Below are 11,909 nucleotides of genomic sequence, written 5' to 3'. Positions count from 1 at the left end.
ACCATTCAACACAAGGTACTCCAATGCGTCTGTTCCACACCTCCGACTGGCACCTGGGCCAAAATCTCCATGGCCAGGAACGAGATTTCGAACACGCCAGCTTTCTGACCTGGCTGCTGGCCCGTCTGGCCGAGCGCACGCCTGATGTGCTGCTGATCGCCGGCGACATCTTCGACACGGTCAATCCACCGGTCAAAGCCCAGGAGCGTCTGTACGACTTCATCGTCAGCGCCCATGAACAGAATCCGCAACTGACCATCGTGATGATCGCCGGCAACCACGACTCCGGTTCGCGCATCGAACTGCCCGCGCCGCTGATGCGCCGTCTGCGCACCCATGCGCTGGGCCGGGTGTTGTGGCTCGACGACGGCGTGCTCGACGTCGACCGATTGTTGCTGCCTTTGACCAACGCCAAGGGCAAGGTGCTGGGCTGGTGCCTGGCGCTGCCGTTCCTGCGCCCCGCCGAAGTCACCGGCCCGACGCTGGGCGACAACTATTTGCGCGGCATCGGTCAGGTCCACGAGATGCTGATTGCCGCCGCCAACCAGAAGCGCAAGAAGGGCCAGGCGCTGATCGCCATCAGCCACGCGCACATGGCCGGTGGCTCTGTGTCGGAAGACTCCGAGCGCAGCCTGATCATCGGCAACGCCGAAGCCCTGCCCGCCAGCCTGTTCGGTGAGACCATCACCTACGTCGCGCTCGGCCATCTGCACAAACCGCAGAAGGTCAACGGCGAAGACCGCATTCGCTACAGCGGCTCGCCGATTCCCCTGTCGTTCTCGGAAATCGGCTACCAGCATCAGATCCTTGAAATCGACTGCGAGGGCGGAAAACTCGCCAGCGTCAAACCCCTGTTGATCCCCCGCGCGGTCAACTTACAGCGCATCGGCCCGGCACCGCTGGCCGAGTTGCTGCTGCAACTCAAGGACCTGCCGGACATCGACCTGCTGGCCGACATCGACCGCCAGCCTTGGCTGGAAGTGCGGGTCCGTCTGGACGAACCGCAACCGGACCTGCGCAACCAGATCGAATCGGCGTTGGAAAACAAAGCCGTGCGCCTGGTGCGCATCGCGGCGGAATACGCCGGCCAAGGCAGCCGCGATGACGGTGACGAGCAGGACCTGATCGAGCTGGATCAACTCAGCCCGCAGGATTTGTTCAGCCGCGCATGGCTCGACACCTACGGCAGCGAGGTGGACGAACAGACGCTGCAAGACTTCGCCACTCTGCTTCAAGACGTGCAACTGGAAAGCGAACAGCCATGAAAATTCTCGCCATTCGCCTGAAGAACCTCGCCTCTCTGGCAGGTCCCTTCGAACTGGATTTCACCGCCGAGCCGCTGGCCAGTGCAGGTCTGTTCGCAATCACGGGACCGACCGGCGCCGGTAAAAGCACACTGCTCGATGCCCTGTGCCTGGCGCTGTTCGGGGCCATCCCCAGGCTGAACAACGTCGGCCAGTCGAAGGTCCCGGAAATCGACGGCGACATCAGCACCGCCGATCCGCGCAACCTGCTGCGTCGCGGCACTGGCAGCGGCTATGCGGAAGTGGACTTCGTCGGCATCGACAAACGTCGCTACCGCGCCCGCTGGGAGACCAACCGCGCCCGCGACAATGCGACGAAAAAACTCCAGGCCAGCCGCCAGACCCTGACCGATCTGGACAGCGACCAGATCCTCAGCAACCAGAGCAAGAGCGAATACAAGACCCTGCTCGAAGCGCGGCTGGGTCTCAATTTCGAGCAGTTCACCCGTGCCGTGATGCTGGCGCAGAGCGAGTTCAGCGCCTTCCTCAAGGCCGACGACAAAGAGCGCAGCGAGCTGCTTGAAAAGCTCACCGACACGGCGATTTACAGCCAGCTCGGTCGTCGCGCCTACAGCAAGAGCAAGGAAGCCGAAGAGGCGCTCAAAACCCTCAGTGCCCAGGCCGGCAACCTGACGCCGCTGGAACCGCAACAGCGCACCGAGCTGGAACACCGCTTCGGCGATGCGCAGCAACACCTGAAACTGGCCCAGGCCCAATTACGTCAACTGGAACTCAAGCAACAGTGGTTGAGCGAATTGAACCGCCTGCGCGACAGCCATCTGGCGGCTAGCGAACAACTCGCCAGTGCGCAACAGACCTGGGACAGTCAAAGCAGTGAGCGCCAACAATCGGGCCAACTCGAACGCCTGGCACCACAGCGGCACCTGTTCGGCCAGCGCAAGAAACTGGACAGTCAGTTGAGTCCGTTGGCGGCGACCATTGGCGCCCACGCGCAACAGCAAAACGGGCTTCAAACCCGCCTGACGGAACTGCAAGCCCAGCTCAGCTCGGCGCAAGGCGCTCTGGAGCAGGCGCAGGCGCAACAACAGCAAGCGGCGCCGACCCTGCGCGAAGCGTTCGAGCAACAGATCCAGCTCAATCACCTGAATCAGGAACTGCAGCAGATCAGCGAGCAGGCCCGGGTTGCCGAACACTCGAGCAGTGAAGGCCAGACCGCGCTCAATCAATTGGGCGAGCAGCAGCGTCAGGTCGAATCGCGCTTGCAGTCGATTGCCGAGCAATTACAGAACAGCGCTGCGCTGGATTCGCTCAGTCAGTCGTGGAACGCCTATCGCCCTCGCCTGCAGCAGATCGTCTTGCTCAGTTCGCGACTCAACAAAGGCCGGGAAGAGCTGCCGGCACTGGAACAGCGCTCCACCGATGCCGAACAGGCACTCAGCGAACGGCGCATCGCCTTGCAGGCGCTGTATGACGACGCCGAGGTCAAGGCCGATGCGGTCAGTCAGGAAATCGAACGACTGGGTCAGTTACTCCAGGAAAATCGCCAGCAACACAGTGCGAGCGATTCGCTTGAGCGCCTGTGGCAACGTCATCAGGACCTCGCCGGGCGCCTGCATGAGGTGCAAACCCAACAGCAACAAGCCACTGAACGTCGCGCACAGAGCATCGCCCAGGGCCTGATGCTCAAGGGCGAGCATGAAGCCGCCGACCAGGCGCTGAAGGTCACGGTCGAGCTGCTGCAACGCCAGCGTCTGGCCCGCAGCGCCAGCGTGGAGCAACTGCGTGAGCAATTGGTGGATCACCAACCGTGCCCGGTGTGCGGTAGCGAAGACCATCCCTATCACCAGTCCGCGGCGTTGCTGGAAGCCCTTTCCGGGCACGACGACAGCGAAGAAACGGCGGCGCGCCTGAAGGTCGGTCAGCTCAGCGAAAAACTCGCCGAACTGCGGGCCGAAGTGGCCGAACTGAACAACCAGCTCAAACAGTCGAAACCACAACTCGATCAACTGGGCGAGCAACTGCAAAAGCTGGCACCGGAACTGGAAGCCCATCCGCTGCACCCGCGCCTGCTTGAGCAGGCCGAGCACCTGCGCAGCGACTGGCTCAGTGAGCGCCTGCATCAATTGGCCCAGGACATTCTCGGCGCCGAGCAACGCCAGACGCGTCTGCTCAAGGTGCAGCGTGACGCCGAGTCCCTGCAACAACAGGTGCAGGCTGCGCGAGAGGCCAGCCAGCAGGCGATGAAGTTGCTGGACGATCAACAGCGCAATATCTCGCTGGACAATCAGGCCTTCGAAAGCGCTCTACAGGAATTCGAACCCCTTCTCCCGGCCGAGAGCCTGGCGCTGTGGCGCGAGTCGGCCACTGAAAGCTTCATGCAGCTGGACAACGACATCGCTCGACGTGTCGAACAGCTCGATCAACTCAAAGACGAGCAGCAGGAACACAGCGAGCGGGCGCAGAAAATCGAGCGCGAGCACATCGCTCAACAAGGTCGTCAGCAGCAGCATCAGCAGTTGCAGCAACGCCTGGAAACCTGTCAGCGACAGCAGGCGGTCGTCCGCCAACGGCTGCAGGAAATTCTCGGCGAACACACCAGCGCCGAGGTCTGGCAGCGACACTTGGAACAGGCCGTGGAGCAAGCGCGTCAGGTGCAGTCATCGACCGGCGAGGCGTTGCAGCAGGCGCGCAGTGAACTGATCAGACTCAGCACTGAGCTGGACGGTGAACGCCAGCGCCTGCAAGGGCTGGAGCAGGAACTGGCTGACCTTGATCGGCAGATTCACGAATGGCGCAGCAGCCACAGCGAGCTCGACGATGCCGCGCTCGACGCATTGCTGGACCTGAGCGACGACAGCGTCAGTCAGTTGCGTCAGCGCTTGCAGCTCAGCGAAAAAGCGCTGGAGCAGGCCAAAGTGCTGGTGCAGGAACGCGAGACTCAGCTGCAACAGCATCAGGCGCAGCACAACGATTTCAGCGATGCCGAACAACTGGCGTCGGCGCTGTCCGAAGCGCAGGACGCCTGTGCCGGCCACGATCAACTGTGCGCTGATCTGCGTGCGCAGATCAGCGAGGACGAACGCCGTCGCACGGCCAACAGCGAGTTGCAGCAGCGCATCGAGGTCGCCAATGGCCAATACCTGCGTTGGGCGCGACTGGCCGGACTGATCGGTTCAGCCGAGGGCGACAAGTTCCGCAAGATCGCCCAGGCCTATAACCTCGATCTGCTGGTGCATCACGCCAACGCGCAGCTCAAGCAACTGGTGCGCCGTTATCGCCTCAAGCGCGGCGGCAGCATGCTTGGACTGCTGGTGATGGACACTGAAATGGGCGACGAACTGCGTTCGGTGCACTCGCTGTCCGGCGGCGAAACCTTCCTGGTGTCGCTGGCCCTGGCGCTGGGGCTGGCGTCCATGGCGTCGAGCACACTGAAGATCGAGTCGCTGTTCATCGACGAAGGGTTCGGCAGCCTGGATCCGGAATCGCTGCAATTGGCGATGGATGCGCTGGACGGTTTGCAGGCGCAAGGACGCAAGGTCGGGGTCATTTCCCACGTACAGGAAATGCACGAGCGCATTCCTGTGCAGATCCAGGTGCGGCGTCAGGGCAATGGCCTGAGCACCCTGGAGGTGACGTGATGGTCGCCCTGCTCTATTCGTTTCGCCGCTGCCCCTACGCCATGCGAGCGCGCATGGCCGTGGCCTACGCCGGCGCAGAGGTCGAGTTGGTCGAAGTGAGTCTCAAGGCCAAGCCGGCAGAAATGCTCAAACACTCCCCGAAAGGGACGGTGCCGGTTCTGGTGCTCGATGGTGAAGTGCTGGAGCAGAGCCTCGACATCATGCGATGGGCCCTGGCCCGGAACGACCCGGACGACTGGTCCATGGCCTCCGATAACGCCGCGCAGCAGCAGATCGCCGCGCTGATCGCTGAAAACGACAGCACCTTCAAGACCGATCTGGATCGCTACAAATATGCCGTGCGCTATCCCGAGTTCACGCAGGAGGAATATCGCGCGCGTGGAGAGGTGTTTCTGAGCAAGCTGGAAAGGTTATTGAGTGATCGTGAGTGTCTGATCAACGACCACCTGACCCTGGCCGACATCGCCCTGGCGCCATTCGTGCGCCAGTTCTGCTTCGTCGACCCGGACTGGTTCTGGCAGAGCCCTTATCCGCGTTTGCAAGGGTGGCTGAAAAGGTTTCTGGAGTCGAAGCTTTTCACCGACGCCACGGCCAAGCGCTGACGGCGTCTGCCGAAGGCGTAGGAGCGCGCTTGCCCGCGATGGCGGTGTGTCTGCAAACACCTGCGTCGTCTGGCATCACGTCATCGCGGGCAAGCGCGCTCCTACAAGGGTAAATGCGCGGCGAGTCACACCACCGTCCACTGGAAGATGTCAGAAAACAGCTCGCCATGCCTGGGTGGCGGGTTACCGGCATTGAGCTTCTGCGCCCTCTGCAATTCGATGGCCTCGGCGACTTCGGTCTTGAACTCCATGCTTCGCGCGACGCCACCCACCGAACCTTCACCATGGCCGAGCAACGAGCAACCGTTGTTGATCAGGGCAAAAAATACGATCACCCAGAAATTCACCCCTCTCACGACGCACGCACCTTCGTGTCGACAGCGGCACGGTCAAGCTGAACGAGTGAGGACTGAGCGGCCACCGAATCCGGTGCGGTCAGTTGTGGATGCATGCTGGCAACGGTGACCACTGCAATGAAAACGACATACAACGCAATGGCGGTATAAGCGCCTTGTTTAAGTGAATGAAGAATGGCAGTGGCCATGTCAGTAGCTCCGGGTTGTTCCTGTTTCAGGCGCCCAGAATGCGGGAACTTACGGTCCTTTAAAAACGATGTGCAGCGATGGAAAACATCAGGCGGGTTGATTATTTAACGCTTCAATAAGGCTGATAGTTTCTTGCCTCGCTTATTGGGAGTGCGCTTGCCCGGGATAAAAGATTGCCGCACTGCATCAACGCGATTCGCGGGCAAGCGCGCTCCTGCACGATTAATATGAATCTCGGGCATAAAAAAATCCCCGCCGCTTATTCAGCAGACGGGGACCAAAGGGAGGGAATTCAACGCTTTCGCGAGCAAGCTCGCCTACATTTGATGCATGGCCTGACACGCAGTGGTCAGTGGGTCGCATCAACCTGTTAACGGCGAATTTGCTCGCGAAAGCGTTCTTTCAATGACCGAGCAAGTACAGCGATACAACGTCATTCCTTACACATCCATCCCCCGTTATTGTGAAGGTCGTTAACGGGGAATGGATTCACTTGGGGCGTTTTATTCATTGCTGAGTCTTATGATCCAGAGCCGCGTAGAAGTTGGCGCTTTGTTGCAGGTACTTCGGGGTATAGCTCTGGGTCGAGCTGACTTTTTTGTCGGCGACATCAACGCTGGCACTGGCAGGCAATGCAACGGTGGCGGAGATGGCGGACGCGGCGATGATGGAGAAGATATTGAAGTTCATGATGCGTACCTCGGTGTTGTTTCGTTTCAAGTCTTGACCGTCGTGGCCGTGGAATGAAAGTTACGCCCGAGGAGCTTTCAGAAAAAATCTTTTCTGGCACTAGCCCTTATCACTTGAATTAATACATGCGCCGAGCCCTTGTAGATCAAGGGCTCGAGCCTGCGTCAACGTGTCACTTGCCAGTCAGAAAACGGAAGTCGGAAGGTGAACCGAAGTCTACTTTCTGCACCGTTTCGCCCAGAAGCCCGGTTTTTGGGTCAACTCGAACGGTCACGATCTGGTTGCTTTTCTGGTTGGCGATCAGCAGGAAATGGCCGCTAGGGTCGAAGGCGAACTCACGCGGCTCCTTGCCTTCCACCGAACGACGCTGGATTTCCTTCAACTGGCCATTGCCGGCGTTGATGCTGAATACCAGCAGTTCGTTGACGTCGCCGCGGTTGGCGACGTACAGGAACTTGCCGTCCGGCGAGGTGTGCAGGCCGCCCGCTGCGCGGTACTGCTGACCGTCCTTGTTCGCCAGGTCCACCAGGGCGGTGCGCTTGAAGACGCCGTCGTGGTAGTCGAACACCGCCACTTGGGCGCTCATTTCCATGGTCAGCCAGGCGTGCTTGCCGTCTTTGCTGAACAGCAGATGACGCGGGCCGCTGCCCGGTGGCAGGTCAACGGAAGGTGCTTTGGCGGGCGTCAGCGGTTGCGTTTTCTTGCCGTCGTAATTGAAAACGAACATCTTGTCGGCGCCCAGATCCATGGCGATCAGGTACTTGCCGTCAGGCGTTGGAACGGCTGAGTGAACGTGAGATGAGGCCTGACGCTCAGGATTGACCTTGCTCGCTTCGTGGGTGGCGGTCTGTGCGACAGCAGACAACTTGCCATCCTTGCCCACCGGAACCACGGCCAGCGAACCACCCGGATCGGGATGGACGGCGTAGTTGGCGACGAACAGGAAACGCCCGTCCAGACTCAGGTTGGAATGCGTCGGCTCCTCGCCTTTGCTTTCGATCTGGTTGATGAACGATACCGCATGGGTCTTGGGGTCGATGGCGAAGCTGCTGACCTTGCCGACCACATCAGTCTGGCCCGGGCCATTCTCGTTAACGGCGAACAGGTGGCGCTGATCCTTGGAGAGGGTCAGCCAGGACGGGTTTTCACTTTTGATCACCTGACGCGGTTTGGCGTCGAGCTGACCGGTCTGGGTATTGAAGCCATAGCGATAGATGCCTTCGCTGGCACCGGCGGTATAGGCACCCACCAGTACGTCGTAATCGGTCATGGACTTGGCCTGAACGGAGAGGGCGGTAAGGCTGCTGGCGAGCACCAGCCAGGGTACGAATCTGGGAGTCATCGGGGCGATCTCATTGTTGGTGTTGTTGGCGCGCGGCAGACGCGCGAATCAGGTCTATGACAGCGGTTTGCGCGCAGTAGTTGCCAGGAGCAGAGAGCGGACATGAGCGTTTATTTGCTACAGGGTAAAAGTGTCAGCCCTGCTCTTCTTCTTCGTCCTCATCCTCATCACTGGCCGCAAACGCGTTGAGCACCACGATGCGGTGATCGGCGTTGCCGTCGTTGATGACCCAGCTCTGCAGCGCATCGTCGAACTGGGCGGAATCGATCTGCGCCAGAGAAAAACGCCAGACCTTTCGCTCGCGACCGTCCATGCTTTCGATCTGCAGCATTTCATCCAGCGAGAACTCGAAGGCATGCAGGCCATCGATCTCCAGCATGCTGTGGGAGGTCAGCGCCGTTTGCAGTTCGGCACGAAGGGTTTGCGGGGTAGTCGTCATGGCAGTCATTCGCGTAGGTGAAAGCGCGAATGATAGGTCAAAAGGCGCACGCGTGTGGGGTGCGAACGCCTTGAGCGCTGTCGGAACGGTCAATCCTGAGACGCTTCCTTCACGTAATAGCGCTGCGGAATGCCCCAGATGATCAGCGCGATGGCCAGTACGCTCACGGCAAACAACGCGAACAACGCAGGCGTTGCGGTGCCGGTCAGGTCCTTGATGCGACCGACCATGAACGGCGCGATGATGCCGCCCAGCTGACCCAGGGAGTTGATCAGGGCGATCCCTGCCGCTGCGGCTATGCCGCTGAGGAAACGTGGGGGGATGGTCCAGAAAATCGGCATCCAGGCAATGATGCCGGTCATGATCAGCGTCATGCCGATCATCAGCGGCACCAACTGTCCGGGGAACAGCGCACACACCAGATAGCCTGCTGCGGTCAGGGTCGCGCAGCCTGCCATGTGCCAGCGGCGTTCACGATGACGGTCGGAACTGGCGCCGATCAGCAGGTTGCCGATCACCGCGCCCACATAGGGAATCACGGTCAGCCAGCCAATGGTCATGGTGTCCGCGACACCCGCGCTCTTGATCAATTGCGGCATCCAGAACAGCAGACCGGTCAGTGCCATCACCAAACACAGGTAGATCGCCGACATGACGTAGGTGGTCGGGTGTTTCCAGATGTCCTTGACCTTCTGCGACACCGCGGGTTTGGGCTCTTTGGCCATGCGCGACAGCACCACCTGTTTTTCCTGCGCGCTGAGCCAAGGTGCGTCCTCGATCCGGTCTTTTACCAGCCAGAACACCACGCCGCCGAGCACGACCGAGGGGATGCCTTCGAGCAGAAACAGCCAGCGCCAGCCGGCCACGCCCATCACGCCGTCGAAGTGGCCGAGGATCAATCCGGCAATCGGACCGCCGACGATACCGCACAGGCAAATGGAGCTTTTGAAGTAGGAGTTGACCCGCGCCCGTCGTGTGCTCGGGTACCACTGGGTGAAGAAATACAACACGCCGGGGACGAAGCCGGCTTCCATCACGCCGATCAGAAAACGCAGGGTGTAGAACCAGAATTCTGTCTGCACGAACATCATGCAGGCCGAAGCGATGCCCCAGGACACCATGATCCGGGCGATCCAGATCCGCGCGCCGATCTTGTGCAGCAGCACGTTGCTGGGGACTTCAAAGAGAAAGTAGCCGACGAAGAACAGACTCGCGCCCAGACCGTAGACGGTCTCGCTGAACCCCAGATCGCTGGCCATCTGCAGTTTGGCGAAACTGATGTTGACCCGGTCAAGGTAGGCGAACAGGAAGCAGCAAATGAACAGCGGCACGATCCGCCAGCTCACCTTGCGGTAAATGCTGTCCTCCAGTGCATCGGCGTCGAGCTGTTCCAGTGGTATGGCATTGGCGGTCATGGGTCGCACCTCGTTTGTTTTTATGTGGGTGTCGGGTGGGTTGCGGTGAAGCGGTGTTCGGGCGTCACACGTTGATCGTTCCCACGCTCTGCATGGGTGCGATCAATCTCCTGTTGATGATCGTTCCCACGCTCTGCGTGGGAATGCAGCCCGTGAGCGGCGTTACCACGCGCAGCGTGGGAGCGATCACATCAAGCGTTGATAGCCTCCACGGTATTCACCCCATCCACCAGCCGCTGAATCCCTAGCGGATTGGCGTTTTTCAAAGCCTCGGGCAAGGCGTCGTCTGGGTAGTTCTGGAAGCACACCGGGCGCAGGTAACGATCGATCGCAAGCGTGCCGACCGAGGTGCCGCGCGCATCGGAGGTCGCCGGATACGGGCCGCCGTGCACCATCGAGTCCACCACTTCCACGCCCGTTGGATAACCGTTGATCAGGATGCGACCGACCTTCTGCTCCAGCAGCCCGGTCAATTCGCTGAAGCGCTGCATGTCATCGCCATCGACCAGCAGCGTCGCGGTGAGCTGACCGTGCAGCCCGAGCAGGGCCTCGGTGAGCTGCGCCTGATCGGCAACTTCGACCACGATGGACGTCGGTCCGAACACTTCTTCCTGCAATAACTCATCGCCGCGGAGCAACAGGCTGACATCGGCCTTGAACAGTTGCGGATGGGCCTGATCGCCCTTCTGTTCGCCACCGGCCAGATGTTCGATCCCGGCGTGGGCGTGCAGCGCTTTGAGGCCACGGACATAGCTGCTCAGCGTGCCGGCGTTGAGCATGGTCTGTGGCGGCTGGTCGTTGATCTGCGCCGCCAGACGCTGCTGGAACTCGCTGAACGCAGGCGAGCGCAGACCGATGATCAGACCGGGGTTGGTGCAGAACTGTCCGCAGCCTTGAACGATGGAAGCCGCCAGGTCCGCAGCGATACGCTCGCTGCGCAGGTCCAGCGCTTGAGGCAGGATGATCACCGGGTTGATGCTCGACATTTCGGCGAACACCGGGATCGGCTGTGGACGCGCAGCGGCCATGTCGCACAGTGCACGGCCGCCCTTGAGCGAACCGGTAAAGCCGACGGCCTGAATCGCCGGGTGCTTGACCAGCCACTCGCCGACACCGCTGCCATAGATCATGTTGAACACGCCCTTGGGCATGCCGGTTTTGTCGGCAGCGCGCAGCAAGGCGTCAGCCACTTGCTCGGCGGTTGCCATGTGACCGCTGTGGGCCTTGAACACGACCGGACAGCCGGCGGCCAGTGCCGACGCGGTATCGCCGCCAGCCGTGGAGAACGCCAACGGGAAGTTGCTGGCACCGAACACAGCGACCGGGCCGAGACCGATACGGTATTGGCGCAGGTCAGGACGCGGCGCGGGCTTGCGATCCGGCAGCGGCAGATCGATGCGCGCCCCGTAGAAATCACCTCGACGCAGGACTTTGGCGAACAGGCGCATCTGGCCGGTGACCCGACCGCGCTCGCCTTGAATGCGCGCGGTGGGCAGCGCGGTTTCACGGCAGACCGTGGCGATGAAATCGTCGCCCAATGCGTCGAGTTCATCGGCAATGGCATCAAGGAACTGCGCGCGTTTTTCGGCGCTCAGCGAACGGTAGGCCGGGTAGGCGGACGCAGCGGCTTTGGCTGCGGCGTCGACCTCCTCCACTGTTGCTTGAAAGAAATCGTGGGGCAGGTTTTCACCGGTACTGGCGTCAGCGCTGTAGACGATGATGCTGCCAGCGGCACTGCGTGCGCCGCCGATGTAGTTGTGACCAAGGATCTGGGGCATGAAAGGTACTCCGGTAGCTTTTGATTCTGGCCAGAGGCCGTGGGAGCGTGGCTTGTCCCGCGATCTGGCGCGCAGCGGCAGCAAAACCAGTCAACTCAGCCAGAAAGACCGCGTTTGCCGGATTTGCTGCCGGTCCCGGCAGATCGCGGGACAAGCCACGCTCCCACGCCCTTCGGTCAGAAGCGGATCGGTTGT

General features: G+C 60.9%; 10 protein-coding genes. 3 read left to right on the top strand and 7 right to left on the bottom strand.

What is annotated here, in order from left to right:
• Positions 1-23: 23 nt before the first annotated feature.
• The 3 genes from D3M70_RS17785 to D3M70_RS17775 are packed head-to-tail and all read left to right on the top strand — an operon-like array spanning position 24 to position 5,505.
• On the top strand, positions 24-1,265 hold the full coding sequence (locus D3M70_RS17785; protein WP_120127024.1) for an exonuclease SbcCD subunit D C-terminal domain-containing protein: 1,242 nt from the start codon (positions 24-26) through the stop codon (positions 1,263-1,265).
• Positions 1,262-4,903, top strand: a complete 3,642-nt coding sequence (locus tag D3M70_RS17780; protein ID WP_120127023.1) for an AAA family ATPase — start codon at positions 1,262-1,264, stop codon at positions 4,901-4,903. Before D3M70_RS17785 ends, D3M70_RS17780 begins: the two co-directional genes overlap by 4 nt.
• Positions 4,903-5,505, top strand: a complete 603-nt coding sequence (locus D3M70_RS17775; protein ID WP_120127022.1) for a glutathione S-transferase — start codon at positions 4,903-4,905, stop codon at positions 5,503-5,505. The genes D3M70_RS17780 and D3M70_RS17775 overlap by 1 nt, the downstream gene beginning before the upstream one ends.
• A gap of 125 nt (positions 5,506-5,630) precedes the next feature.
• Here D3M70_RS17775 and D3M70_RS17770 read toward each other — a convergent pair whose 3' ends face one another.
• The 7 genes from D3M70_RS17770 to D3M70_RS17740 form a co-directional block, all read right to left on the bottom strand.
• Positions 5,631-5,861 carry a hypothetical protein gene (locus D3M70_RS17770; protein ID WP_120127021.1) on the bottom strand — a complete coding sequence of 77 codons (231 nt, stop codon included), beginning with the start codon at positions 5,859-5,861 and terminating at the stop codon, positions 5,631-5,633.
• The gene (locus D3M70_RS17765) at positions 5,858-6,049 is read right to left on the bottom strand and encodes a hypothetical protein (protein ID WP_120127020.1); all 192 of its coding nucleotides are present in this window, start codon (positions 6,047-6,049) and stop codon (positions 5,858-5,860) included. Before D3M70_RS17765 ends, D3M70_RS17770 begins: the two co-directional genes overlap by 4 nt.
• 508 nt (positions 6,050-6,557) lie before the next feature.
• Positions 6,558-6,740, bottom strand: coding sequence for a hypothetical protein (locus D3M70_RS17760; RefSeq protein WP_120127095.1), 183 nt, complete (start codon positions 6,738-6,740; stop codon positions 6,558-6,560).
• Positions 6,741-6,912: 172 nt separating this feature from the next.
• On the bottom strand, positions 6,913-8,082 hold the full coding sequence (locus D3M70_RS17755; RefSeq protein ID WP_120127019.1) for a lactonase family protein: 1,170 nt from the start codon (positions 8,080-8,082) through the stop codon (positions 6,913-6,915).
• A gap of 133 nt (positions 8,083-8,215) precedes the next feature.
• Positions 8,216-8,521, bottom strand: coding sequence for a DUF5629 family protein (locus tag D3M70_RS17750; protein ID WP_120127018.1), 306 nt, complete (start codon positions 8,519-8,521; stop codon positions 8,216-8,218).
• Positions 8,522-8,610: 89 nt separating this feature from the next.
• Positions 8,611-9,936 carry an MFS transporter gene (locus D3M70_RS17745; protein WP_120127017.1) on the bottom strand — a complete coding sequence of 442 codons (1,326 nt, stop codon included), beginning with the start codon at positions 9,934-9,936 and terminating at the stop codon, positions 8,611-8,613.
• A 191-nt stretch (positions 9,937-10,127) separates the two neighbouring features.
• The gene (locus D3M70_RS17740) at positions 10,128-11,714 is read right to left on the bottom strand and encodes an aldehyde dehydrogenase (NADP(+)) (protein ID WP_120127016.1); all 1,587 of its coding nucleotides are present in this window, start codon (positions 11,712-11,714) and stop codon (positions 10,128-10,130) included.
• Between the last annotated feature and the right edge of the window lie 195 nt (positions 11,715-11,909).

Origin of the sequence: Pseudomonas sp. LS-2 (genome assembly GCF_003605735.1) — a bacterium.
In the GTDB taxonomy this organism is placed as follows: domain Bacteria; phylum Pseudomonadota; class Gammaproteobacteria; order Pseudomonadales; family Pseudomonadaceae; genus Aquipseudomonas.
The sequence above is the reverse complement of the archived record's forward strand: the minus strand, read 5'-3'. Positions and strand labels throughout refer to the sequence as shown.